At 39.4% G+C, this 25,850-nt stretch carries 26 protein-coding genes and 5 tRNA genes; 15 read left to right on the top strand and 16 right to left on the bottom strand.

All coding sequences use genetic code 11. The features are described from left to right. Window positions 1-405 precede the first annotated feature (405 nt). The 5 genes from thrS to rlmF all read left to right on the top strand — a co-directional run bounded on the left by thrS (window position 406) and on the right by rlmF (window position 4,847). Window positions 406-2,352, top strand: a complete 1,947-nt coding sequence (gene thrS / locus BGO42_RS13160; protein ID WP_273247038.1) for a threonine--tRNA ligase — start codon at window positions 406-408, stop codon at window positions 2,350-2,352. 29 nt (window positions 2,353-2,381) lie between these two features. After that, window positions 2,382-2,933, top strand: a complete 552-nt coding sequence (infC, locus tag BGO42_RS13155) for a translation initiation factor IF-3 (RefSeq protein WP_177736271.1) — start codon at window positions 2,382-2,384, stop codon at window positions 2,931-2,933. 165 nt (window positions 2,934-3,098) lie between these two features. Beyond that, window positions 3,099-3,296: a 50S ribosomal protein L35 gene (gene rpmI / locus BGO42_RS13150; RefSeq protein ID WP_177733202.1), complete on the top strand. Its 198-nt coding sequence runs from the start codon at window positions 3,099-3,101 to the stop codon at window positions 3,294-3,296. Window positions 3,297-3,399: 103 nt separating this feature from the next. Then, window positions 3,400-3,744: a 50S ribosomal protein L20 gene (gene rplT, locus BGO42_RS13145; RefSeq protein ID WP_177733200.1), complete on the top strand. Its 345-nt coding sequence runs from the start codon at window positions 3,400-3,402 to the stop codon at window positions 3,742-3,744. Between the two features lie 149 nt (window positions 3,745-3,893). Further along, window positions 3,894-4,847 (top strand): 23S rRNA (adenine(1618)-N(6))-methyltransferase RlmF, encoded by a 954-nt coding sequence (rlmF, locus tag BGO42_RS13140; RefSeq protein WP_273247037.1) that lies wholly within the window; start codon window positions 3,894-3,896, stop codon window positions 4,845-4,847. Between the two features lie 11 nt (window positions 4,848-4,858). Here rlmF and BGO42_RS13135 read toward each other — a convergent pair whose 3' ends face one another. The 12 genes from BGO42_RS13135 to BGO42_RS13080 all read right to left on the bottom strand — a co-directional run bounded on the left by BGO42_RS13135 (window position 4,859) and on the right by BGO42_RS13080 (window position 17,067). Beyond that, window positions 4,859-5,770, bottom strand: coding sequence for a glutaminase (locus BGO42_RS13135; protein WP_177733195.1), 912 nt, complete (start codon window positions 5,768-5,770; stop codon window positions 4,859-4,861). Between the two features lie 77 nt (window positions 5,771-5,847). Further along, window positions 5,848-6,531, bottom strand: coding sequence for a response regulator (locus BGO42_RS13130; RefSeq protein ID WP_177733193.1), 684 nt, complete (start codon window positions 6,529-6,531; stop codon window positions 5,848-5,850). Window positions 6,532-6,542: 11 nt separating this feature from the next. Then, entirely contained in the window at window positions 6,543-7,340 is a 798-nt protein-coding gene (locus BGO42_RS13125) for a sensor histidine kinase (RefSeq protein ID WP_177733191.1), read from the bottom strand. Next, on the bottom strand, window positions 7,333-7,968 hold the full coding sequence (locus BGO42_RS13120; RefSeq protein WP_273247036.1) for a hypothetical protein: 636 nt from the start codon (window positions 7,966-7,968) through the stop codon (window positions 7,333-7,335). The genes BGO42_RS13125 and BGO42_RS13120 overlap by 8 nt, the downstream gene beginning before the upstream one ends. Before the next feature lie 12 nt (window positions 7,969-7,980). After that, complete coding sequence (locus tag BGO42_RS13115) at window positions 7,981-8,313, bottom strand: hypothetical protein (protein ID WP_177733187.1); 333 nt, start codon at window positions 8,311-8,313, stop codon at window positions 7,981-7,983. Window positions 8,314-8,541: 228 nt separating this feature from the next. Further along, window positions 8,542-9,807, bottom strand: coding sequence for an asparagine synthetase B (locus BGO42_RS13110; protein ID WP_273247035.1), 1,266 nt, complete (start codon window positions 9,805-9,807; stop codon window positions 8,542-8,544). Window positions 9,808-9,893: 86 nt separating this feature from the next. Further along, the gene (dnaB, locus tag BGO42_RS13105; RefSeq protein ID WP_177733183.1) at window positions 9,894-11,441 is read right to left on the bottom strand and encodes a replicative DNA helicase; all 1,548 of its coding nucleotides are present in this window, start codon (window positions 11,439-11,441) and stop codon (window positions 9,894-9,896) included. 143 nt (window positions 11,442-11,584) lie between these two features. Further along, a complete protein-coding gene (locus tag BGO42_RS13100; protein ID WP_177733181.1) occupies window positions 11,585-12,538 on the bottom strand; it encodes an acetyl-CoA carboxylase carboxyltransferase subunit alpha in 954 nt (317 codons plus the stop codon). A gap of 72 nt (window positions 12,539-12,610) precedes the next feature. Further along, a complete protein-coding gene (locus tag BGO42_RS13095; protein ID WP_273247034.1) occupies window positions 12,611-13,498 on the bottom strand; it encodes a DMT family transporter in 888 nt (295 codons plus the stop codon). Then, a complete protein-coding gene (locus tag BGO42_RS13090) occupies window positions 13,485-14,561 on the bottom strand; it encodes an LptF/LptG family permease (protein WP_177733177.1) in 1,077 nt (358 codons plus the stop codon). The genes BGO42_RS13095 and BGO42_RS13090 overlap by 14 nt, the downstream gene beginning before the upstream one ends. A gap of 33 nt (window positions 14,562-14,594) precedes the next feature. Beyond that, the gene (gene tgt / locus BGO42_RS13085; protein WP_177733175.1) at window positions 14,595-15,725 is read right to left on the bottom strand and encodes a tRNA guanosine(34) transglycosylase Tgt; all 1,131 of its coding nucleotides are present in this window, start codon (window positions 15,723-15,725) and stop codon (window positions 14,595-14,597) included. 139 nt (window positions 15,726-15,864) lie between these two features. After that, complete coding sequence (locus BGO42_RS13080; protein ID WP_273247033.1) at window positions 15,865-17,067, bottom strand: MFS transporter; 1,203 nt, start codon at window positions 17,065-17,067, stop codon at window positions 15,865-15,867. 177 nt (window positions 17,068-17,244) lie between these two features. On the opposite strand from BGO42_RS13080, the gene BGO42_RS13075 reads away from it, so the two are divergent. Together BGO42_RS13075 and BGO42_RS13070 are read left to right on the top strand one after the other, a co-directional pair. Further along, a complete protein-coding gene (locus BGO42_RS13075) occupies window positions 17,245-18,093 on the top strand; it encodes a transketolase (protein ID WP_273247032.1) in 849 nt (282 codons plus the stop codon). 42 nt (window positions 18,094-18,135) lie between these two features. Further along, window positions 18,136-19,089 carry a transketolase family protein gene (locus tag BGO42_RS13070; RefSeq protein WP_177733169.1) on the top strand — a complete coding sequence of 318 codons (954 nt, stop codon included), beginning with the start codon at window positions 18,136-18,138 and terminating at the stop codon, window positions 19,087-19,089. 120 nt (window positions 19,090-19,209) lie between these two features. Here the strand turns inward: BGO42_RS13070 and BGO42_RS13065 are convergent, their stop codons facing one another. Next, on the bottom strand, window positions 19,210-20,133 hold the full coding sequence (locus BGO42_RS13065) for an FKBP-type peptidyl-prolyl cis-trans isomerase (RefSeq protein WP_177733167.1): 924 nt from the start codon (window positions 20,131-20,133) through the stop codon (window positions 19,210-19,212). An 80-nt stretch (window positions 20,134-20,213) separates the two neighbouring features. Between BGO42_RS13065 and BGO42_RS13060 the strand changes: the two genes are divergently transcribed. Genes BGO42_RS13060 through BGO42_RS13050 form a run of 3 tightly spaced genes read left to right on the top strand, consistent with a single transcriptional unit; the run spans window position 20,214 to window position 21,685 of the window. Then, window positions 20,214-20,606, top strand: a complete 393-nt coding sequence (locus BGO42_RS13060) for an RNA-binding S4 domain-containing protein (protein ID WP_273247040.1) — start codon at window positions 20,214-20,216, stop codon at window positions 20,604-20,606. Beyond that, window positions 20,587-21,174, top strand: coding sequence for a methyltransferase domain-containing protein (locus tag BGO42_RS13055; RefSeq protein WP_273247031.1), 588 nt, complete (start codon window positions 20,587-20,589; stop codon window positions 21,172-21,174). Before BGO42_RS13060 ends, BGO42_RS13055 begins: the two co-directional genes overlap by 20 nt. Before the next feature lie 16 nt (window positions 21,175-21,190). After that, window positions 21,191-21,685, top strand: a complete 495-nt coding sequence (locus tag BGO42_RS13050) for a phosphoribosyltransferase family protein (protein WP_177733164.1) — start codon at window positions 21,191-21,193, stop codon at window positions 21,683-21,685. Here BGO42_RS13050 and BGO42_RS13045 read toward each other — a convergent pair. Then, entirely contained in the window at window positions 21,677-22,195 is a 519-nt protein-coding gene (locus BGO42_RS13045) for a shikimate kinase (RefSeq protein WP_273247030.1), read from the bottom strand. The genes BGO42_RS13050 and BGO42_RS13045 overlap by 9 nt on opposite strands. A 128-nt stretch (window positions 22,196-22,323) precedes the next feature. Between BGO42_RS13045 and BGO42_RS13040 the strand changes: the two genes are divergently transcribed. From BGO42_RS13040 to BGO42_RS13020, 5 genes are all read left to right on the top strand, one after another. Further along, a tRNA-Lys gene (locus BGO42_RS13040) sits at window positions 22,324-22,396 on the top strand. 33 nt (window positions 22,397-22,429) lie between these two features. Beyond that, window positions 22,430-22,502, top strand: a tRNA-Lys gene (locus BGO42_RS13035). A gap of 37 nt (window positions 22,503-22,539) precedes the next feature. Next, a tRNA-Leu gene (locus BGO42_RS13030) sits at window positions 22,540-22,621 on the top strand. Between the two features lie 100 nt (window positions 22,622-22,721). Beyond that, window positions 22,722-22,794: transfer RNA gene (locus tag BGO42_RS13025), tRNA-Lys, on the top strand. Window positions 22,795-22,827: 33 nt separating this feature from the next. Next, window positions 22,828-22,900: transfer RNA gene (locus BGO42_RS13020), tRNA-Lys, on the top strand. A 119-nt stretch (window positions 22,901-23,019) separates the two neighbouring features. Here the strand turns inward: BGO42_RS13020 and BGO42_RS13015 are convergent. Together BGO42_RS13015 and BGO42_RS13010 are read right to left on the bottom strand one after the other, a co-directional pair. Next, a complete protein-coding gene (locus BGO42_RS13015) occupies window positions 23,020-23,451 on the bottom strand; it encodes a response regulator (protein WP_177733160.1) in 432 nt (143 codons plus the stop codon). 23 nt (window positions 23,452-23,474) lie between these two features. Continuing rightward, window positions 23,475-25,355 carry a PAS domain S-box protein gene (locus BGO42_RS13010; RefSeq protein ID WP_273247029.1) on the bottom strand — a complete coding sequence of 627 codons (1,881 nt, stop codon included), beginning with the start codon at window positions 25,353-25,355 and terminating at the stop codon, window positions 23,475-23,477. Window positions 25,356-25,850: the final 495 nt, after the last annotated feature.

Here is a 25,850-nt window from a genome sequence, read left to right as displayed (position 1 = left end):
TTTTGAAAAAAAATTTAATCCCTTTTTCTCCCTGATTCAACCTCAATATCTAATGAACTTCGCCTTGATTGCGGGTGCAAAAGTAGCACCTTTTTACTCTTCTCCAAACTATTTCCAAACTATTTTTTGCCTTTCTACAAAACAATAACTTAACAAACTGATTACTAATCCTTAATATAACAAATTATTTTTAGAGGGTTTTCATCCGCATCACCCACACCATTAAAAAACACTGCAATCTCAGTAAATTCAATTGAAAAACACAAATCCGGCTTTATCACCACACCACAATACACCTATATATAGTAAAACAAACATTTATTAAATTCTTTTACAATTATACCTTATATATATATTGTATGTATTTCTTTAAACCGTTATATTTGCGCTTTATAAATTTAACATATGATAAAGATTACATTACCCGATGGTTCGGTTAAAGAGTTTGCACAAGGTGCAACTCCGATGGATGTTGCCAAAAGCATTAGTGAAGGATTAGCCAGAAATGTTATTTCTGCTTCTTTTAATGGTACAACAGTTGAAACCACCACCGAGTTAACCACGGATGGTTCTCTTATCTTATATACATGGAACGACAAAGAAGGCAAAAAAGCTTTCTGGCATTCTACTTCCCACGTAATGGCGCAGGCTTTACAGGAAATGTATCCGGGCATTAAACTAACAATTGGTCCTGCTATTGATAACGGATTTTATTATGATGTTGATTTTGGTGATCACAAAGTAACCGACAGCGATTTCAAAGCTATCGAAGATAAAGTACTGGCGATCGCAAAAGAAAAGCACGAATTTAAAATGCGTTCGGCTTCAAAAGCAGAGGCATTGGCTTTCTATGCAAAAGAAAACAATCCTTACAAAACAGAATTAATTGAAAATTTAGAGGACGGTACGATAACTTTCTGTGATCACGCTACTTTTACCGATTTATGCCGTGGTGGCCATATTCCGAATACCGGAATCATCAAAGCCATGAAAATTTTATCTGTAGCCGGAGCTTACTGGAGAGGTGATGAGAAAAACAAGCAGTTAACCCGTGTTTACGGAATTTCATTCCCGAAACAGAAAGATCTGACGGATTACCTGGAATTACTGGAAGAAGCCAAGCGTCGTGACCATAGAAAATTAGGAAAAGAACTTGATTTGTTCCATTTCTCTCAAAAAGTAGGACAAGGTTTGCCTTTATGGTTACCAAAAGGAGCTGCTTTAAGAGATCGTTTGGAGCAATTCCTTAAAAAGGCTCAGAAAAAAGCCGGATACGAGCAGGTAGTAACACCGCATATCGGACAGAAAGAACTTTATGTTACTTCCGGCCACTATGCAAAATACGGAGCAGACAGCTTCCAGCCGATTCACACACCGGCAGAAGGTGAGGAATTTTTATTGAAACCAATGAACTGCCCGCACCACTGCGAAATATACAATGCAAAACCCTGGAGTTACAAAGATCTTCCGAAACGTTATGCCGAATTCGGAACAGTGTACCGTTACGAACAAAGTGGTGAATTACACGGTTTAACCCGTGTGAGAGGGTTTACTCAGGATGATGCACACATTTTCTGTACGCCGGATCAGCTGGATGCCGAATTTAAAAACGTAATTGACCTTGTATTATATGTATTCGGATCGTTAGGTTTTGAAAATTTCACCGCTCAGATTTCGTTACGTGACCCGGAAAAACCGGAGAAATACATCGGATCGGATGAAAACTGGGAAAAAGCGGAAAGCGCTATTATCAATGCAGCAGCCGAAAAAGGTTTAAACACTGTTGTTGAGTATGGTGAAGCGGCTTTTTACGGTCCTAAATTAGACTTCATGGTGAAGGATGCCTTAGGAAGAAGCTGGCAATTGGGAACAATTCAGGTAGATTACAATTTACCGGAGCGTTTTGAATTGACTTATAAAGGTTCTGACAATGAATTACATAGACCGGTAATGATTCACCGTGCTCCTTTCGGATCCATGGAACGTTTTATTGCCATATTACTGGAACATACTGGAGGAAATTTCCCACTTTGGTTGATGCCGGAGCAAGCTATCATACTGTCTTTGAGCGAGAAATATGAAAATTATGCCAAAAAAGTTTTAGATTTGCTAGAAAATCACGAAATTCGCGCCCTAATTGATAACCGTAATGAAACTATCGGTAAGAAAATTAGAGAAGCTGAAGTTCAGAAATTACCGTTTATGTTGATTGTTGGTGAGGAAGAAGAAAAGAACGGCACGATTTCTGTTCGTCGTCACGGTGATTCCGGAAAATCAAATCAAACAATGACTATCGATCAATTTGCTTCTTTAATACAGGAAGAAATCAATAAGACATTAAAATCATTCTAAGTTTAACTTAAATTTTTAGAGCCATAGCAATTAAAAACAACAGGGGTTACCAACCCAGAGTAGAAAAAAAGGATGCGCATAGAACAAACAATGCCATTCGAGTTCCTGAAGTTCGTCTTGTAGGAGAAAACATTGAGCCTGGAGTTTACAAAACTTCTCAGGCTTTACAAATGGCTGAAGAGCAAGAATTGGATTTGGTAGAAATCTCTCCCAATGCCGCTCCTCCTGTTTGTAAAATAATGGATTACAAAAAGTTTCTTTACGAGCAAAAGAAACGTGACAAAATGCTTAAAGCTAAGTCAACGCAAATTGTTGTAAAAGAAATTCGCTTTGGTCCTCAAACTGATGAACATGATTATGAATTCAAGAAGAAGAATGCTGAAAAGTTCCTAAAAGAAGGTTCTAAATTAAAAGCTTTCGTATTCTTTAAAGGTCGTTCGATTATCTATAAAGAACAAGGACAAATCTTATTGTTAAGATTAGCTCAGGATCTTGAAGAGTATGGAAAAGTAGAAGCACTTCCGGTTCTTGAAGGTAAACGTATGATTATGTTTATCGCTCCTAAGAAGAAAAAACAATAATCTTTTTAGAGCAACCGTTCCAAAACTTTAGCTTCGGGTAAAGCAGCAGAACAACCGACAATTAATCAAAGAGCATTATGCTCCTGATATGATATTGATTTTTACTTTTACAAGTAAAGACAAACAAAAATAGTAAGTAAGATAAATCTAATACCTAGGAAGAAAATGCCTAAAATGAAAACTAAATCTAGTGCTAAGAAACGTTTTAAAGTTACTGGCTCTGGAAAAATCAAAAGAAAGCACGCTTTTAAAAGTCACATTTTGACTAAAAAATCGAAAAAGCGTAAATTAGCTTTAACGCACTCTGCATTGGTTCACCAATCAGATATTAAGAGTGTAAAAGAACAATTAAGAATTATCTAATCGTTCTTTCGGTTACAACAATTTAATAACCCTGGAGTAGTGCCCGAAATTTATTTCGACAAGAACCTGAAAAGGTCGCCTGCTACAAAAACAATTTAAAATTATGCCAAGATCAGTAAATTCAGTTGCTTCAAGAGCTAGAAGAAAAAGAGTATTGAAGCAAGCCAAAGGATTCTTTGGAAGACGTAAAAACGTTTGGACAGTAGCGAAAAACGCGGTAGAAAAAGCAATGCAATATGCTTACCGTGGCAGAAAGCAAAAAAAGAGAAATTTCCGTGCATTATGGATTATGCGTATTAACGCTGGTGCACGTTTACACGGAATGAGTTATTCTCAATTCATGGGTAAAGTAAAAGCTAACAACATCGAATTGAACCGTAAAGTTCTTGCCGATTTAGCAATGAATCATCCAGAAGCTTTTGCAGCTATTGTAAATAGAGTTAAATAAACGTTTGTTAAACATATTTATCTTACTTATTATAAAACCCATTCGAAAGAGTGGGTTTTTTGTTTTATATCGTTAGTGTTCTTAACTCCTTCCTTTTTTCAAAGGTTTATTTTTAATTTTATACTACTTTTGAAGTCAATTCCATTTTAATGAAAAAAGCAACAACCAATACTACGACAAAAAGCCTGCATCCGCGAAACAAACATAATGACCGCTATGATTTTAACCAGCTCATAACGGTATATCCGGAGCTGAAGGCTTTTGTTGCCTTAAATAAATTTGGCAGTGTAAGTATTGATTTTGCCAATCCCGAAGCTGTAAAAGCGCTTAATGTGGCTTTATTAAAACAGTTTTACGGCATTGACTACTGGGATATTCCCAAGACCAATCTGTGTCCGCCCATTCCGGGACGGGCAGATTATATTCATTATATAGCCGATGTATTAACCGAAAGCAATCATCACAAAATACCAACCGGTAAAAACGTTCGTGTCCTGGATATTGGCGTAGGTGCCAATTGTATTTATCCGATTATCGGGCATCAGGAATATGGCTGGACGTTTGTGGGGACAGAACTGGACAAACCGGCTAAAGCTACTGCAGAAAAAATTATCAGCAACAATCCAGATCTGCAGGATACGGTTAGTATTCGCTTACAGGAAAACAAGCGCAATATTTTTAAGAATATCATACAACCGGGCGAAACGTTCGATATTACTATTTGCAACCCTCCGTTTCACACTTCCAGGGAAGCGGCAACACAAGGCTCACAACGCAAACTAAAAAACCTGGGCAAAGCTGCCGAAGGGAAACCGGTATTGAATTTCAGCGGTCAGAATAACGAGTTGTGGTGCGAAGGCGGCGAACTGGCTTTTATTACCAATATGATCTATGAAAGTGTTCACTTTAAGTCCCAATGCCTGTGGTTCTCGACACTGGTTTCCAAAAATGACCATTTAAAAAACTTTTACACTATTCTTAAAAAGGTAAAAGCAGTACAGGTTAAAACCGTTACTATGGAACAAGGCAATAAGGTGAGCCGTATATTACTCTGGACATTCTTAGAAGAACGACAACAGGAAAGCTGGTCGGCAAAAAGATAAGGGTTTTAATGCTAAAATATAGACATCCCGGTTTTGGTTGTCAGTAGTTCCAGCGCATTCATTCCCAATTCGGAATTTCCTTTTTCGTTTAATCCCGGACTCCAGGTGGTCACGGTAAAGTTTTTGGGATATAAGGCTGCTATACCACCGCCAATACCGCTTTTTCCGGGCAAACCTACTTTATAGGTAAACTCACCGGATTCGTCATAAAAACCACACATCTGCATTAGTGCATTTAGTCTTTTTACCTGACTCTGGGTTAAGATCTGCCTGCCGGATCGGGTCATTCCTTCATTGGCAAAAAAGAAAAAAGAGTGCGCCAGTTCTTTACAGGTCATTTCAATGGCGCATTGAAAAAAGTAAAAATCCAAAACTTCTTCCACATCATTTTCAATGTTTCCGAATGATTTGATAAAGTTTGCCAAAGCGGCATTCCGAAAACCGGTTTGTTTTTCCGATTCGGCTACTTTGCTGTTATAATTTATATTGGGGCTTCCGGATATGGTCCGGACGAATTCCAGGAAGTCCTGTTTCGGATTTTTTAATTGGGAAACCAGCATATCGGCAATAACAATCGCTCCGGCATTGATAAAAGGGTTTCTGGGTATTCCTTTTTCATATTCCAGCTGTACTAAGGAATTAAACGGATTTCCGGAAGGTTCCACACCAACGCGCTCCCACATTCGCTCGCCCAATGAGGCAAAAGCCAAGGCCACAGTGAGTGCTTTGGAAACACTCTGTATCGAAAATTTTTCTTCGCTATCGCCAATGCCGTAATCCTCGCCATCAATTGTTGTCAGGTGAATGCCAAATTTACCGGGATCTACTTTTGCCAGTTCGGGAATAGTGGCTGCGACCGTTCCGGTAACCGGTAATCTGCTGATTTGTTGGTATATTTCCTGTAAGATGGCTGTATAATTCATATATTCGGATCGAATGAGGTATTATTAAGCCACAAAATTATACTTTTTTGGTCTTCAAGAACAGAAATTATCTGTTTCTATTGTAAGGAAAGACTGTCCAGGCTGATAATTCTGTTCTGGATCGCATAAACCACCAGACCAGCCACGTTTTTGGAGTCTGTTTTTAACAACAGGTTGTTCCGGTGTCCTTCCACAGTTCGTGGACTGATAAACAGTTTTTCCGCAATTTCATTGGTACTCAACTGTCCACAGATTAACTGTAATACTTCTTTCTCCCGATTGGTCAAATAATCATCGTCGAAGTTACTTTTTGCTTTTTTCTGAGATTCAATCATGCTTTCGTTTACTACCTGCATTACAAAATCATTATAATAAAATCCTTTGCTGATTACCTCGTTGATGGTAAAGAGCATTTCTTTTGGTGTTGCATTCTTCACTAAATAAGAAGAGGCACCCACCTGAATCATATTCGCAATAAAAGGTTTGGTATTGTAGCTTGTTAAGGCAATAATTTTAATGTCGGGGAAAACTTTATGGATTATTTTCGTTGCTTCCACTCCGCTTATCAGCGGCATTTTCAGGTCCATTAAAATAACATCCGGAAGATTGCCTTTATTCTCATCCAGATAATCGATCAATTCACTTCCGTTAGAGGCTTCAAAAAGTATTTCAAAGTTTCTTTCCCGCTGTAAAATAAAAGCCACTCCTTTTCTGAAAAGCGCTTCGTCATCGGCTAAAACAATTTTAATTGTATCTGACATCAGATTAATTTTTAAAAATTAAAAGTCACATTTATTCCCTTATTAATCTCACTCTCAATATTGAGTTGTCCATTCAACATCGTAACTCTGCTTTCAATATTTTTCATACCAAGTCCGGGTTGTTTCTTTATAACTTTAGTATCAAAACCATTTCCATTGTCGGTATAAATACAATACCGCCCGCCAAAATCTTTGTCAAAACGGATGTCGATAACGGTTGCTTTTCCATGCCGTAATGAGTTATTAATCAATTCCTGCAAAATCCTGAAGATGTGCAGTTGGTTTTCATGCTTAATTTCTTCGAAAATTTGCTGCCTGTGTACGTTGTGATAGTTAATGTGTACTTCACAGTTATTGTACTGCTGGCACAATTCTTCAATAGCGGCATGCAGTCCGAACTTGTCCAGTATTGGCGGCAATAAATTGTGTGCTATTGTCCGGGAACTTTCCAGAACCTTAGCGGTAATTGTAATGATACCGGTTGTTATTTCTTTGACTTCTTCACCGGAAAGATCGGAAGCCGTTAGTAAATGGCTGTTCAAGGAAATGATATTTAATTTTGAACTGATATCGTCATGCAAATCCTGCGCTATTCTTTCTCTTTCTTTTTCCTGTGTGAGGATGGTAGCCTGCAGGAGTTTCTTCTGATAGTCAATTTCAAGGTCTTTTTTTTCCAATTCCTTCTGAACAATTTTCTTCCGGGAATAATAGACAAAAATCAGTACGGCAACAATCATTAAAACAAAGGCTATAAAAGTGTAGATTACAGCCGATATTATTTCTAAATCATGTGCGTTCAAATCATTCATAGTCTTCAGTATTACGACGGGCTCTTATTCGCCATTCTATGAAAATAAACAACTGGTATACCACTATCAGGAAGGCATTTAACAACCAGACAATATTCCGGGATTCGAGTTTCAGCGTGTTGATCAGGTTTCCTGAAATAAACAAAACCGTACTTCCGAAAAGATAAATCAATATCCCTGTGTTGATATAATAGTAATTTTTTTCCTTGTTTAAAAGATTGTAAAAGTGAAACATTGAATACAGTATTAACAGATAGGATGTTATAAAAATTTCAAACAGGTTGAATTTTAAAAACAGTTGTTTATCCGATAAGTACTGGACTCCTAAAACAAACAGGCATCCCATTAAACAGGTTCGCACAATCCTTCGCTGTATTTTCATTTCTAAAATTGTCAGGTAAAAAAAGCTTAACAAGATCAGCTGCAATACAAAGTAAAAATGGGAAAGGAACAGGTTATTGATTCCTTTATTCTTTAAAAGGCTTGTAAAAAACTGTATTAATGCGATAACAAATAAATAAAGGGTAAATATTCTGAAGGCCTTGTCTTCTTTTCTGCATCTCTTTAAATACAGAATCAAATTGATCCCTGAAAATACATACCCTAAATAGATAATATAATTAATCAAAAGGATAATTTTTTATTCACCACCACTAATAAAAGGTGCTTTTTTATTACAAGTACTCGGACACGGTTCTGAAAAATCATAGATATATTGTCCTTTGCTTTCGTCAATCATATCATTTCCATCAGCATCAACACCTACAATCATTAATTTTTCCACATTGCTTTCATCAACTCCCAGATAAGCTCTGACATTTTGCGCACCAGCTTCTTTCATTACCTGAGTAAAATCTACTCCGGGAACCCAGAAAGCTTTTAATTCATGGTGCCTGTTGTAGCTTCCTTCTTTGTTTTTCCATCTTGCAGCCCAGTCCTGAGCCGTTGCTAAACTAATCGTATTTTCTGCCATAAGTAATAAATTATAAGTTACATATCTTATGTAAAAATAATACTATTAATTTTTATTTTGGCATTTTTCCTTAAAAAAAATCGCATTTTATCACATTATGTTATGCTTTTGTTGTGCTAAAATGAACAAAATGTAACTTTTAAAAAAATACGAATATAAAAAATATGCATTTCATAAAAAAAAGCATAATAGTTACTATTATGCTTTTTTGAAATTGTGATCAGAATTTTATGTTTTGAGTTTTTTCTTTCTGGCTGCCGGAAATAATACATTGTTTAAGATTAAACGGTAACCGGGAGAATTGGGATGCAGGTCCAAAACCGTTGGTGCGTCGCCTACCCGATGCTCATAATCTTCCGGATCATGCCCGCCGTAAAACGTGAACATTCCTTTGCCTTTGGTACCGTGTATATAACGGGCTTCACCATTAAACTTGTTCTCTCCCATAACCAGGATATTCGATTTGATCCGCTCACTGTCGAAAGCGGTGGTCTGTCCCATAAAACCTTTCACCAGCTGGGTATGGTTCTGGCAAAGCATACTCGGGATGGGATCCCATTTTGCCGAATATTCCATCAGCGTGAAATAATCATTATCGGGCAATACTTTTCGCTTGCGCGACATATCAATATCTGAAAATTCATAAACAAGCGGGTTTCTTTCCAGGATAAAGTCCTTGAATGCAAAGCTTTTATTGTAGTCAATCCGCGCCTGATAGTTTGCCTCACTGTCATCGCCGTCAAACATCGGTTCACAGATGTCCACTCCTTCGGCAGCAAGGGCAATATCAAAGCTGTCTGTTGCAGAACACATGGCAAACATAAAACCGCCGCCAATTACAAAGTTTCGGATCTTAGCGGCTACAGCCAGTTTTTCCTGTGATACTTTGCTAAATCCCAACTTGGTTGCCAAAGCTTCCGCTTCTCTTTTTTGTTCAATATACCAGGGTGCATTCCGGTAGGCTCCGAAGAATTTCCCATATTGCCCGGTGAAATCTTCGTGGTGCAAATGCAGCCAATCGTATAGTAAAAGGGCATCGCTTAGTACTTCTTCATCATAGATCGCCGTAAACGGAATTTCGGCATAGGTTAAAACCAGTGTCACCGCATCGTCCCATGGTTTTTTCCCTTTGGGTGTATATACAGCAATTTTTGGTGCTTTTTCCAGCACAACCGTTTCCATATTTTGTGAAGGGGAACTAATTTCATTCAGGATTCCGTTTGCCTGATTGTCGGACAGCACTTCAAAAGTTACCCCGCGGATCTGGCATTCTTTACGGATCTCGGCCGCATCCGGCAACAGAAAAGAACCACCTCTGTAATTTAGCAGCCAGCTCACTTTATACTGCTTATCCAGTGCCCAATAGGTAATTCCATAGGCTTTTAAATGGTTTTGCTGCACTTCGGCTTCCATCGGCAGCAGTATAAATGCTGCTTTTGCCGAAATTGAAAACAGGAATACCAAGAATATATAAACGGACTTTTTGAGATGCATTACAATTGATTTATTTTCAAAGATAAGTGATTTCAAAAATAAAAACTCATAAAAAAAGCCTACAGATGCAGGCTTAATTTTATTTTTTAGAACGGAACATCGCTGTCGTCGTCAAAACTGTTCATGTTGCTTCCGAAAGCTTCGTTAGCCGATGGCAGGTTTTTCGTGATGAAAGGATTATCGTCCATATTCATTCGGGATGGCAATTCATCAAAAGGAGAACCGAAATCGTCCAGATTGTCAAATTTACCCAGATTTCCGATAAATTTCAGACGAATGTTATCCAATCCACCGTTACGGTGTTTGGCTACGATAAATTCTGCCTGACCTTGTGTTGGCGAACGCTCTTCGTCATCCCATTCATCAATTTTATAATATTCCGGGCGGTAAATAAAGGATACGATATCGGCATCCTGCTCAATCGCTCCGGATTCACGTAAGTCGGAAAGCAACGGTCGCTTACTGGCTCCACGGGTTTCCACCGCACGTGATAGCTGTGACAGTGCAATTACCGGAACATTTAACTCTTTTGCCAGGGCTTTTAAGTTTCGGGAAATAGTGGAAATCTCCTGCTCACGGTTTCCGCCGCCGCCTTTTCCGTTACCGCCGGCCGTCATTAACTGAAGGTAATCGATCACAATCATACGGATTCCGTATTGGGAAGCCAGACGACGGGCTTTTGCACGTAAATCGAAAATGGACAGTGACGGGGTATCGTCAATATATAAAGGTGCTTTTTCGAGGTCTTTTACTTTAATGGAAAGTTGTTCCCATTCGTGTTTTTCCAGTTTTCCGGTACGCAGTTTTTCAGAAGACAAACCGGTTTCGGAAGAGATCAAACGGGTGATCAGCTGTACGGATGACATCTCCAGCGAGAACAAAGCAACCGGTGCTCCGGCATCGATAGCCATATTTCTTGCCATTGAAAGTACGAATGCGGTTTTACCCATACCCGGACGTGCTGCGATAATAATTAAATCGGAAGGCTGCCAACCGGAAGTAAGTTTATCCAGATCGTGGAAACCGGTAGGGATTCCGCTCAATCCTTCTTTATTGGCAATTTCTTCAATACGTTTTTTTGCCTGGATCACTAAACTTTGTGCCGTTTCGGAACTTCTTTTAATGTTTCCCTGCGTTACTTCATACAGTTTGGATTCGGCCTTGTCCAACAAGTCGAATACATCGGTCGTTTCATCATACGATTCTTCAATAATTTCATTTGAAATTTTGATAAGGCTTCGCTGAATGTATTTCTGCAATATAATTCTTGAGTGAAACTCAATGTGTGCGGAAGATGATATTTTCTGAGTCAGCTGAATCAGGTAAAAATCGCCTCCGGCTAATTCTAACTTCCCGTTTTTTCGCAGCTGTGCGGAAACGGTCAGAAGGTCAATCGGCTGTGTATCGTTAAAAAGTTCTACAATGGCTTCAAAGATATGCTTGTGGGCATCTTTGTAAAAAGCATCGGGTTGTAAAATATCGATAACCTCATCCACACCTTTTTTATCAATCATCATGGCCCCCAGAACCGCCTCTTCAAGGTCTAATGCCTGAGGTGGTAATTTGCCTTTTTCCAGATTAATAATAGTAGTTTTATCTACTCTGTTTGGGTTTACATTTTTGAGGTTTTCCATATTGCTAAGGTAGCCAATTTTTAGGTGAATATATTTTGAGTTGTTAGTCTTATGCTGTTCATAACCTCTCAAAAAATGTTAATAGTTAAAAAAAATCCGAAGCTGTAAGGCTCCGGATGTTATGATTTGTAAGGTAATTTCGATTATTCTTTATACTCACCCATTCTACTGTATTTTTCCATACGCTGAGCCACTAATTCTTCTGTTGATAAGTCTTTCAACTCGTTATATCCTTTGGTGATATATTGTTCAACGGTTCTGAAAGTCGTTTCTCTGTCGTAATGAGCACCACCAAGCGGTTCCGGGATAATATCGTCAATTAACTTTTGTTTTTTCATATCGAAAGAAGTTAATTTCAACGCTTCGGCAGCCTGCTCTTTGTATTCCCAGCTTCTCCATAAAATAGAAGAACACGATTCCGGAGAAATTACAGAATACCAGGTATTTTCCAACATGTAAACTTTATCACCAACACCAATTCCCAAAGCTCCACCTGAAGCTCCTTCACCAACGATAACCGTGATGATAGGCACTTTCAGACGAATCATTTCGAAGATGTTTCTGGCAATAGCTTCCCCCTGTCCTCTTTCTTCTGCTTCCAATCCCGGATATGCTCCCGGAGTATCTACTAATGTAACTACAGGGATTCCGAATTTTTCGGCCATTTTCATTAAACGAAGTGCTTTTCTATATCCTTCCGGATTTGCCATTCCGAAGTTACGGAATTGTCTGGTTTTCGTATTGTATCCTTTTTGTTGTCCGACAATCATGAACGACTGTCCGCCAATTTTACCAAGTCCGCCAATCATTGCTTTGTCGTCCTTAACACCTCTGTCTCCAAAAAGTTCCAGGAAAGTATCCCCGCAAAGGGCTCTGACATGGTCCATCGTGTACGGTCTGCTTGGATGTCTCGAAAGCTGAACACGTTGCCATGCCGTTAGATTTTTATATATATTTCTCTTGGTTTCTTCTAATTTTTTCTCAATTTGTTTGCACGTATTAGAAACATCAACATCCGATTCCAGTCCGATTATCTGACATTTATCTAACTGATCTTCAAGTTCTTTAATAGGAAGTTCAAAATCTAAATATTCCATTTTTTAGTACCTTTTTGGGTTTAGTTTGAGCTACAAAGATAAATTATCATTTTATATTGTAGTAACAATTTATTAATTTGTTTTTATTTTTTTATAGTTCTTGGCGATTCCGTTTAGCAGAACCGTAAGCAGTATTATGGCCGCTCCCACATAAAAAGAAGGGCTCATTTTTTCTTTTTCCCGGAAAACCAAAACGGCTAATATAATTCCGTAAATAGGCTCCAGATTAATCGTCAGCATTACGGTATACGGGCTTAAATATTTCATGACTTTCACTGAGGCTAAAAAGGCATAGGCCGTACAAACAGATCCTAAAACCAGCAGCCAGATACAATCGGATAAGCTCAGTACAAAGAATTCCCGGGTAAAATATCCGGATACCAGCATATAAACCGTCAGAAATCCGACACCGCCCAGCAGTTCATAAAAAGTGATGACTCCTGCGTCATGTTTTTGAGCAAACTTCCCGTTGATCACTGAAAAAAGTGCCGATAAAAATGCCGAGGTCAGCGCTAAGATTATTCCGTTAACATGGTCGCCTTCCACATTAAAGATGATTCCCAATCCCAACACGACTATCAGGCCGAAAAGCACTTCATACCAGATCATTTTTCTTCCATAGAAAATGGGTTCCAGAAATGAGGCAAAGAAAGCGCCGGTAGACAGACAGGCTAATGTTACGGAAATGTTGGAAACTTTAATCCCCATAAAGAAGGTCAGCCAGTGCAGCGCAATGACCAATCCGCCTAAAAGGAATTTCACGAGCGTAGTCCCGGAAACGGCTATCGGTCTTTTTCGGTATAACAGGTAAAGCAATACCAGAAATACCGCCACCATCATGCGATACCACACCAAAGGCAGGGCTTCCAGGGAAATCAATCCGCCTAAAATAGCGGTAAACCCCCATATAAAAACAATTAGATGGAGGTTTAAGTAACTTTTAATATTATCGTTTGGCATTTCTAAGTAGGTAAATCGCTAAAATTCCAAAAACAAAATTAGAGAACCATACGGCCACTAAAGGCGGTACGCTGGATTTTTCGGCCAGTGTTCCAAAAATCTTGTCAAAGAAAATAAAGGTAAAGGCTATCGCAATTCCCAGGGCTAAGTTTACTCCCATTCCTCCTCTTCGCTTCATGGAAGAAACCGAAACGGCAATAATGGTCAGGATAAATGCCGAAACAGGGATACTGTATTTTTTATATTTTACAACCAGATAGGTGTTGATATTGGGGGAACCACGTTGTTTTTCCTTTTCGATAAACCGGTTCAGTTCTCCTAAGGTCATGGTTTCTGCAACATAAACAACCGGTGTTAAATCTTCCAGGTCAAAATCCAGAATCATGTCCTTTTGTTCCTGTTTTTCAATTTTATCATCCAGTTCTCCAATGGTACGCTTGCTGTAATTGAATAAGGTATACGTACTGTCGGCAGGATTCCATTTTATACGGCTGGCATTGATTTTATATTCTAACTGATCGCCTTTAAATTTTTCAAGGGTAAAGTTGAACGCTATCTTGGATTCGTAGTTAAAATTACTCACATAGATAAATTCGTCTTTACTAATCTGCCGGTAAACATCCTGGTTTTCCCTGACTGTTGGATTACTGGACAGGTAATTGTAACGGAAATCGTTGAATCCCTGACTTGCTTTGGGCACCAGAAAGAATCCCATAACCAATGAAAACAGCGATACTAACGTTGCCCCGATAATGTACGGCCGTAAAAAACGGCTAAACGAAATTCCGGAGCTTAAAATCGCAATGATCTCGGTGTTATTTGCCAGTTTCGAGGTAAACCATATTACGGAAAGGAACAGGAATATCGGGAAAAGTAAATTGGCAAAATATATTGTAAAATCGTAATAGTACTTTAAAATGGCTACTAAAGGTACTTTATTAGCAAGCATTTTATTGATCTTTTCCGAGACGTCAATAACGATTCCTATAGGAATAAACATTAATAACATGACCGAGAAGGTTGCTAAATACCGTTTTAGGATATATTTATCGATTATGTTCATTCGCAAGTTAGAATAGAAAATTAATTGTTAGCATTATAAACGTTGGCTCATCTGTTTTACCATTTTTTCCTTCCATGCATAAAAATCACCTGCTAAAATATGCTGTCTGGCTTCGCGAACCAGCCACATATAAAATCCTAAGTTATGAATGGTTGCGATTTGCTTCCCTAAGTATTCGTTAGCAGCAAATAAATGGCGTAAATAGGCTTTTGAGTATTCGGTATCTACAAAAGTAATTCCCATTTCGTCAATTGGGGAAAAATCGTCTTCCCATTTTTTATTTTTAATGTTAATTGTACCGTTAGCTGTAAATAACATTCCGTTACGGGCATTACGCGTTGGCATCACACAATCGAACATGTCAATTCCCAATGCGATATTTTCAAGGATGTTAACCGGTGTTCCCACTCCCATTAAATAACGCGGTTTGTCTTCCGGTAAAATGGCCGTAACCACTTCTGTCATCGCATACATTTCTTCTGCCGGCTCTCCCACAGAAAGTCCTCCGATGGCATTACCCTGCGCTCCTACACCGGCAATGTATTCTGCCGACTGCTGACGCAGGTCTTTATAGGTACTTCCCTGTACAATCGGGAAAAATGTTTGTTCGTATCCGTATTTAAACGGTAATTTATCCAAATGTGCAATACATCTGTCCAACCAACGGTGGGTCATGTGCATCGAACGTTTTGCATACCGGTAATCACAAGGGTATGGTGTACATTCATCGAATGCCATGATAATATCGGCTCCGATGGTACGCTGGATTTCCATCACATTTTCCGGTGAGAAAAAATGATAGGATCCGTCAATGTGCGATTTGAATTTTACGCCTTCTTCTTTAATTTTTCTATTGGAAGAAAGGGAATATACCTGATAACCGCCGCTATCCGTTAATATATTCCGGTCCCAGTTCATGAATTTGTGCAATCCACCCGCTTTTTCCAATATTTCGGTTTGTGGGCGCAGATATAAATGATAGGTATTTCCTAAAATAATATCGGGATTAATATCGTTTTTTAATTCTCGCTGATGCACTCCTTTAACGGAAGCAACTGTTCCGACAGGCATAAATATTGGTGTTTCAATAACACCGTGATCTGTAGTTATACTTCCCGCTCTGGCTTTTGACAACGGGTCTTTGTGTAATAAATCGAACTTCATACTTACTTTTTACAATCGGCAAAGATAATCGAATTCAACTATTCGATTGGGAGTTCCTTAGAAAATATTAACGATTGCGTCTTTATTTAATATTCTTTTTAAACAAATCCGCCGAAATGATAATAAGCAATTGTTTTGCTTACATTTTCTTCATTATAACGTAAAATCCAAAGGCAATAAAAACAGTCAGTACTCCGGTTCCGATCCACAGCGTATCAAATCCGTAAAAATCGGCTACACGGGTTCCCAAATAAGGCGATACGATATGGGCCGCAGAATAGGCCAGGGCGCCAAATCCCATATAAGCGCCTCTGTTTGTTGCTCCGGAACGCTGAACCGTCACGGTAGCCACAAACGGCATTACCAGGATTTCCGAAATACACAGAACAAACATGGACACATACAATACCAGGTATTTACCCGGCAGTACCAGCATTATAAACGACAAGCCGCATAAAATCGTTCCTAAAATGATTACCTGTGCCGATGTCATTTTACGTTCGGCAATATGCACCAGCAGCATTTCCAGCGCAAAGACCACAAAACCGCTATAGGCCAGCAATATCCCGATGTCTGCTTCGGTTAATTTATGGATCTCTTTATAAAACAAAGGTAATGTACTCAGCAACTGAAAGAAACAGATAGCATATAGAGCCGTTAGTATGTTGAACCAGATAAACTGTTTGTCCCTGTATGGAGAAACTTCTTTGGCTTCTGCCGCCGCATCCGCTTCTTTTTTCAATACGTTTTCGTTCCCTTTTCTGTTTCTGAAATAAAAGAAGAATAACAGCCCGGCCAAAACAGCACCGATCGCATTGCCGTAAAAAAGCCAGCTGTAGGATATAATTGCCAGCAAGCCGCCCAAAGCAGGACCTATGGAAAATCCAAGGTTAATAGCCATACGATTGAGCGAAAAAGCACGGGTAATATTTTCCGGTTTGGCATAGTATGCCACCGAAACGGAATTGGCCGGCCGGAACGAATCGGTAATCACGCTCAATATAAATATTCCTACCGCCAGTGTTTCCACCGTTTTAAATAGCGGCAGCAGGCAGAACATCGGAACCGACAGCAATAAGCTTACCGTCTGCACTTTAAAATGTCCTACTTTATCGGTCAGCCAGCCGCCTAACCAGGAACCGGTTACCGCTCCCAGACCAAAACAGCTTAGTACCGTACCGGCTTCCTTTAGCGAAAAGTGCAGGGCTTCCGTCATATAAATCCCTAAGAAAGGAAGCACCATAGCTCCGCTTCTGTTGATAAAAATAACCAGCGCAAGCATCCATGCGGGTTTTGACAAACCGCGATACGAATCCAAATAAATATCTAAAAAACGTTTCATCTGTTAAACCAAAAAGGGGATACAATTAAAAAGTTACTAAAAGTACTACATTTAAAGCGTTTCCTCCTATCATAAAGCGAAATTATTACGTGCTAAATCTGAAACTAAAAAACAAAAAGAGTTGGTACATCTTTAAAATAAAACTATTTTTGCCATAGTTTAACTTTTACATAAAAAATGAAGCCTAACACTCAACAATTAAACGACTTAACAATTCAGGTTAGAAGAGATATTCTTCGTATGGTTCATGCTGTAAATTCAGGACACCCTGGAGGTTCACTTGGCTGTACCGAATTTTTAGTAGCCCTTTACCAACATTTAATGGACCGCAAAGAAGGTTTTGACATGAATGGTAGCGGTGAAGATCTTTTCTTCCTGTCCAATGGTCACATTTCGCCGGTTTTTTACAGCGTATTAGCAAGAAGCGGGTATTTCCCTGTTGCTGAATTAGCTACTTTCCGCCTTATCAATTCCCGTTTACAAGGGCACCCGACTACGCATGAAGGGTTACCTGGAATTCGTGTTGCTTCAGGTTCATTAGGACAAGGAATGTCTGTTGCCATCGGAGCTGCGCTAACCAAAAAATTAAACGGTGACAACCATATTGTTTACAGTTTACATGGTGACGGTGAGTTACAGGAAGGGCAAATCTGGGAAGCGGCGATGTATGCTTCTGCTAAAAAAGTAGACAACTATATTGCTACCGTAGATTTAAACGGAAAACAAATTGACGGAACAACAGAAGAAGTTTTATCCTTAGGCGATTTAAGAGCCAAATTTGAGGCTTTCGGATGGGATGTTCTAGAGATAAAAGAAGGAAACAACCTTGAGGCTATCATCAATGGTATGACAGATGCCAAATCAAGAACCGGAAAAGGAAAACCAGTTTGTGTATTGCTATATACCGAAATGGGTAACGGTGTTGATTTCATGATGCACACACACGCATGGCACGGGAAAGCACCAAACGATGCACAATTGGAAAGTGCTTTAGCTCAAAATCCGGAAACTTTAGGAGATTATTAATCAATCTTTCTAATTTTTAAATTCTTTTAATTACGTCAACAAATGAAAAAATATACAAACACAGGAAATAAAGATACGCGCTCTGGTTTTGGAGCCGGACTTACAGAACTTGGTCAAAAAAATGAAAATGTAGTAGCACTTTGTGCAGACCTGATCGGTTCATTAAAAATGGATGATTTCAAGAAAAATCATCCGGAACGTTTTTTCCAGATCGGGATTGCAGAAGCTAACATGATTGGAATTGCAGCGGGAATGACTATTGGCGGTAAAATTCCTTTTACCGGAACATTTGCCAACTTTTCTACCGGAAGGGTTTACGACCAGATTCGTCAGTCGGTAGCCTACTCCGATAAAAACGTTAAAATCTGCGCTTCACATGCCGGATTAACATTAGGAGAAGACGGTGCTACACACCAGATCCTTGAAGATATCGGTTTGATGAAAATGCTGCCTGGAATGACGGTAATCAACACTTGTGATTACAATCAGACAAAAGCAGCTACATTAGCTATTGCTGAGCACCACGGACCGGTTTACCTGCGTTTCGGCCGACCGTCTGTACCTAACTTCACTCCGGAAAACGGAACATTCGAAATTGGTAAGGCTGTTGTATTAAACGAAGGTACTGATGTTACAATTATCGCTACCGGACATTTGGTTTGGGAAGCTTTGGTTGCTGCGGAAGCTTTGGAAGCAAAAGGTATTTCTGCCGAGGTAATCAACATCCACACGATAAAACCACTGGATGAAGAAGCGATTCTTAAATCGGTTGCTAAAACAGGTTGTGTTGTTACTGCTGAAGAGCACAATATGCTTGGCGGTTTAGGCGAAAGTGTTTCCAGAACATTATCGTTAAACAATCCTGCACCACAGGAATATGTAGCCGTTAAGGACAGTTTTGGCGAAAGCGGAACACCGGATCAGTTAATGGAGAAATACCAGTTGAACAATCAGGCTATTTTTGCAGCTGCCGAAAAGGTTATCACACGAAAATAATCAATATGTTTTATACAACAAAGCCTGTCCGACTGGACAGGCTTTATTTTTACAGCAGTATTTACCATAAAAAAAGCCCTCTTCTTGAAAAGGGCTTTTTTTTATTTTACTGGCTTACTCTTAGTGACAAGTAGCGTCCAGATGTTTTCTTAATCGTGCCGGATTCGTGTTGTTTCCGCTACAATCCGGGATCAAATCATAGGTATACTGGTTAATAGTACCCGGAATGCGGATCTCTTCTTTTGTAGGTACGCCATCATTATCATCATCCACATCAAAAATATCGGCGATACCGTCACCATCTGTATCAATCAGGTTGTAATTTGCATCAAAACCATATTCATATCTTGACAATACACCATCGGCATCCTGATCTAAAAATTGTATATCGTATAATTTAAACGTAAACACCAACGGTGAATATTCCGGAATACTTCCAACATATTGGCTATAATAGCCTAATCCTGAAGGCAGGAACATTACTCCTGCTCCGTAATCTTCATGACGCAATGTTCCGTCCGGTACTCCCGCTTCGTTTACATTTTCTACTGTAACTCCTCTTCTGAATTCCGGGAAAATAAACTCCCATCCTTTTATCGCTCCCACAAGGCTGATTTCGGTAGCATTCGGAGCATAATCAAACTGGTACCCCGTTAACAGCGTTCCTCTGTAGGAAGTGTACAGTTTATCTACACCACAAGGGGCATCACCTGTACCGGCAGCAGTTTTTAAATAATAAACTTTATATAAGATATTGTGAAGTTTCACTGTTTTATTCAATAACGGATAGGTTGTCTGATCCCAGATAGAAACCTGACTTCCTCCGGCAGGAATCGCTGTGATTGTCATATCCTCAACATCTCCATGTGCATTATGAGTAACTTCCAGGTAATGTGTTTTCAAATAATTTTCAATGGCTGTATTATCAGCGGCAAACTGCTCAGAATAATCCCGGATTTCAGCACCACCGCTACCTTTATCATCACATGCAAAAAGAGAAAACATAAGGACTAAGCTCCCTACTATCTTAAATAATCTATTCATTATTAATAAAATTTAACGGTGCAAGATACAATTTTCATTTATTTTTGTTTTAATATTAACATTGAATTTTGAATTTTCATATGAGAGTGGATAAATATTTATGGTGTGTACGCTACTATAAAACAAGAAACATTGCAACAGAAGCTTGTAAAAAGGGGCACATCACTGTAAATGGGCAAACAGCAAAGCCTTCCAGGGAAGTTTTTGCTACAGATAAAATTACATTACGAAAAGATCAGATTAACTACATACTGACCGTTCTGGATATTCCCGAAAGCAGAGTGGGCGCCAAACTGGTTGACATATACCGAAAAGACGAAACGCCTTTAGAGTCTTTTGAACATCTGGAATTACTAAGACTTTCCAAGGAGCATTACCGCGCCAGAGGAACAGGCCGTCCTACTAAAAAAGACAGACGGGACATTGACGATTATACCTTAGATGCCGACGAAGATGACACTGAAACTGAATAAAAGTTACTGGGAAGACCGCTATCTGAACAATGAGACCGGATGGGATGCCGGTTCAATTACCACACCGCTGAAGGATTATATTGACCAGATTGACGATAAGACGCTGAAGATCTTAATACCCGGTGCCGGAAATGCACACGAGCTGGATTACCTGTTTTCAAAAGGATTCCAGAATGTATTTGTCATAGATCTGGCCGCTTCGCCGTTACAGAACATCAAAAAAAGAAATCCGCTGTTTCCCGGATCCCAGTTGATTCAGGGCGATTTTTTTGAGTTGGAGGAGCACTTCGATCTGATCCTGGAGCAGACTTTTTTCTGCGCGCTGTCACCGGAGCTTCGCAAAAATTATGTTTCCAAAATGGCACAATTACTAAACCCTAACGGAAAAATCGCCGGACTGCTGTTTGATTTCCCGCTCACCGAAGCCGGACCTCCGTTTGGCGGCAGCAAAGAAGCGTATTTAAGCCTTTTTTCAGACATATTTTCGATAAAAACGCTTGAAAGAGCTTATAATTCCATAAAACCAAGACAAGAAAAAGAGTTCTTCTTTATCTTTGAAAAAAAATAACAACGACACAAAAACAATGAAAAATATTATCTTAACCCAACAGGAAATCAACCATAAAACCAAACGAATTGCTTTTCAGATCTACGAAACTTTTGTAGATGAAAACGAAGTTGTTTTAGCGGGGATCGCTTCCAACGGGTATATTTTCGCTCAGAAAATTGCGAAAGAACTGGAACAGATTTCCGATTTGAAGGTTATTTTATGCGAAGTAAAAATCAACAAAACCAAACCTCAGGAAAAAATCACTACCTCACTAAGCCCGGAGCAGTACGAAAATAAAGGTTTGGTACTGATTGATGACGTGCTTAGTTCCGGCACCACTTTGATTTATGGTGTAAAGCATTTTCTTGACGTTCCGCTGAAAAAATTCAAAACCGCGGTACTGGTAGACCGGAACCATAAAAAATATCCCGTTAAAGCCGATTTTAAAGGCCTCTCCTTGTCGACTTCACTATTAGAGCACATCCAGGTTGTTTTTGAAGAAACAGAGGAATACGCCTATTTAAGTTAACAGGCTTTCAATTTCCGAAACAATATGATCCGGCTTTTTACCATCAACGGCAATCACATGTTTGGCCTGGTGGTAAAAATAGCTTCGGTCAAACAAATGTTTGGCTATAAATTCTTCTATTTCGGTTTCTTTTAACGAAGCCAGCAAAGGTCTGCCCGCCTTTTCATTTTCCAGTCGTTGCATTAACTCCTTAACGGATGCTTTTAAGTATACCGATACGATACCTTCCAGCTGTAAAAATTCATGGTTATTGGCATAACAGGGAGCACCACCACCCAGACTTAATATATAATCCTCCTTTTCTGCTATAAATTCCCGGAGCGTTTCGTGCTCGATCTTGCGAAATCTGACTTCTCCAATCTCCGAAAACAATTCCGGAATGGTCTTTTTTGTCTTTTCTTCAATAATTTTATCCAGATCAAAAGCCGGTATTGCTATTTTTTCTGATAATATTTTACCTATTGTTGACTTACCGGAACCCATATAGCCAATGAGGACTATTTTTTTCATAATAATAAATATCTAATAAACAGAAACTTAAATAATCCCTGTAAAAAAAAGGCAAATTTAAACCAAAATTCCCTTGGATAATAAAAAATACGTCTTATATTTGCACCCGCAATCAGGAAATGATTACAGACTCGGTAGCTCAGCTGGTAGAGCACATCACTTTTAATGATGGGGTCCTGGGTTCGAATCCCAGCCGGGTCACAAAAATGACCTGAATTTATTTTCTGAAAGCAAGACTCGGTAGCTCAGCTGGTAGAGCACATCACTTTTAATGATGGGGTCCTGGGTTCGAATCCCAGCCGGGTCACGAAAGTCGAACAGCGATGTTTGACTTTTTTTTTTAAGGCCACGTGGAGAAATTGGTAGACTCGCCATCTTGAGGGGGTGGTGTTGAAAGACGTATGGGTTCGAATCCCATCGTGGTCACGAGGATTGCCTAAAGTAATCTGAATGATCAGAAATAGTACGGGAGGTTCCCGAAAACTGTTTCAGGAAATATTGATAAAGAGATTAAGAAATAATTACAGACTCGGTAGCTCAGCTGGTAGAGCACATCACTTTTAATGATGGGGTCCTGGGTTCGAATCCCAGCCGGGTCACTAATTAACCTGAATTATTTCTTAAAAAATACCGACTCGGTAGCTCAGCTGGTAGAGCACATCACTTTTAATGATGGGGTCCTGGGTTCGAATCCCAGCCGGGTCACAAAATGGTTCCACCGGAGTCATAAAAAAAGACGCAATTGCTGCGTCTTTTTTTGTTTTAAATACTTTCATAAGCACAAGGCTAAAATTCGTTACTGCGGCTTACGCAACAGGTTTGAATCAGCCTTCTCCATCGGAGCCGACGGTTTTATGATAATATTCACGCAGCAACTCCATAAATTCTATCTTTTTCAACGGTTTAATCAGATAATCGTCAATAAACTCATATTCGTTTATTTTTTCCATATCAGCAAGGCTAGTAGAGGAGCTTAAGATAAAAACGGGAATGTTACTTACAAAATCCATTTCCATCCTGCAAACCTCATCCATGAATTCCCATCCGGTCATCTGCGGCATATTAATATCCACAAATAACATGTCCGGCCAGTCTTCTCTCCTGTCCTTAACAGACTGGAAATGTTTTATAGCCGAAACGGCATCCTCAAAACCGATTACCTCGGTAGCTGCCTCGGGAAACTTCATCACCATCTTTCCGAATATGAACCGGAATATCGAATCGTCGTCGATAATAGCAATACGTAGTTTTGTCATATAATTGGGTATTTAGGGCTTACTTATTTATCAAACTGGACATAAAAAGTACTTCCTTTATCAGGCTCACTAACTACATAAATCCTCCCTCCCAATGATTCTATCTGATGTCTGGTCATAAAAAGTCCAATCCCCTTGCTGTCATATCCGCTATGAAAGGTCTTCCTGAATTTGAACACATGCATCCCATACCTGTCCAGATCAATCCCTATTCCATTATCCTTAACGCTAAAGCCGCATTTTCCTTCTGAAGCATAGGATCTGATCGTAATCTGCGGTTTCCTGCCCGGTACTGTGTACTTTAAAGCATTCCCTATCAGGTTATACATGATGCTCTCCAGATAGATTCTTGAATAGGAAATAGCCGGAACTTCAAAATCAGCTTCTATTACAGCACCCTTAGTATGGATCTCTGCCGAGAATTGCTGGATGGTCTTCCTGTATATCTGTTCGAAACCACATCTTTCCATTGGCAGCGATTTACTGCCTCTGACTTCCAGTATCTCGATAAGTTCCTGCATAATCTCGATAAGTCCGTCACTTGAACACTGCAGGAGCTCCAGATATTCTTTTCTGTCCGTTTCATTATCTGCATGCTCAATCTCGGCAACCAGCATCTGGATATTTCCGGCCGGCCCTCTCAGATTGTGTGCAACGATCTGGTTAAATTCTTCCAGTTGCCGCACCTTGGTTTCCAGGTCGATCGTTGCAATCTCCAGCTGTCGGTTATTCCGCTGCAGTTCCTCCACATACTTTCTATACTGTGTAATATCCTGTATCTGCGCAATATAGAAAATGGGCGTTCCATGCTGATCAAAGACGGCCGACATGGTTTGAAGGCACCAGATAAAACGTCCGTCTTTATGGATATACCGCTTTTTTATAGTGTAACTTTCGGTTTCAAGCGTCTTAAGCTTATTCATATTTTCCTCAATATACGGCAGGTCGTCCGGATGCGTATAGTCACTACATTTCATCCTGGACATTTCCGACACATCATAACCCAGTATTTTTGTAAGGGTATTGTTTACTTCAATACAGCGCCCGTCGGTACCCACTAAAGCCATTCCCAATCCTGAATGCAGAAAAGCCTGGTTGAACTTTTGTTCGTTAACCCTGACCTCATCCTCAATTTTCATCCTGTTACTGATATCCGTAATAATAACGGCCGCTTTTTGTTTTGAATAATAAACAGGTCTCACCTGCATCCTGTACCATCGTTCACTGTTATCCTCCAAAGGAGATTGGTATTCCATACTTAGGGATTTGTTCTCTCTTAAGGAATCCCTGATAAGGGAAACAAAAGATCTCCCAAGCTTGTTTGGAAAAATAACTTCCAGATTCTTTCCCAGAAACATTGTCGGATCATAAAAAAGCTGGTCTTCGTCATTCGTCCAGCAATTAAGGATCTCACCGGTAACACTGACCTCAAATACCATATCGTCTATTGAGGCCAAAAGCTGGTCCAGCTGGTTTTTTCTGGTTTGTAGTTTTTGGCTTTTCCGGATCGTTTCTGTAACATCAAAAAAACCGATAATTGCATATTTTGTTCCCGAGATCTCGATCATCCTGGAACTAACGGATATCCAGATCAGCGGCTTTTCACCGATTTCTATCCCAATCACACTGTCCTCTACCATTTTGTCCGTTTCCAGTGTTGCAATAAACGGCAATCCGTTCCGATCCAGCGGGGTCAGGTCTTCCGCATAGGAAAAACTAAACAATTCAAAGCAGCTGCTGCCCTGATAATTCTGCTCGTCCAGACATAAAACGACTTTGGCTTTTTTGTTAGCCAGAACGATGTTTCCTTCAAAGTCTGCAAGAATCAAACATTCTTTACTAATATTTTGCGTAATGCCAAATATTTCATCGCTCAACATGTTCTGAAGTTCCGCTGAATGCATATCTTTTTTTTTATTGATAAACTAAAATAATAAAATTCTAAATAGAGATTGGTATCACTAGAAAACAAGGATTATCTTCTATTAATGCTCTTGAAGACAAGAAAAGAAGACAATCAAAAATAATCGTTTAAAGCACTGTCGCTTTTTTAACATGCTTAAATATATAGTTCTATATACTTAGTGGGGGGACCGTTTAGCAAATTATTCTTTCAGAAAAAACCATTGACTTTTGTCAGATTCAGCCAAACCGGCCGAAATGACCTTCCTGTTTCAAACTCCTAACTCCCGTCTAAGCAATTCCTTAATTGGCGAAAGATACGTTTTAATTGCTAAAAATGTTCGCTCCTGCTAACTATTTAGGAAACTTTCAGTATCATTCCAATCACTTTTGTCCCCGCCGACCCTGTTTTTCCCTGTAAAGCAGACTACAGTTATCGCTTCTGTCATTTTTATAGTGCTATGGGATATCCTGCGAGAATACATAAGAAAGGGATT

It is taken from the genome of Flavobacterium sp. 40-81 (assembly GCF_001898245.1).
GTDB classification, from domain to species: domain Bacteria; phylum Bacteroidota; class Bacteroidia; order Flavobacteriales; family Flavobacteriaceae; genus Flavobacterium; species Flavobacterium inviolabile.
The sequence above is the reverse complement of the archived record's forward strand: the minus strand, read 5'-3'. Positions and strand labels throughout refer to the sequence as shown.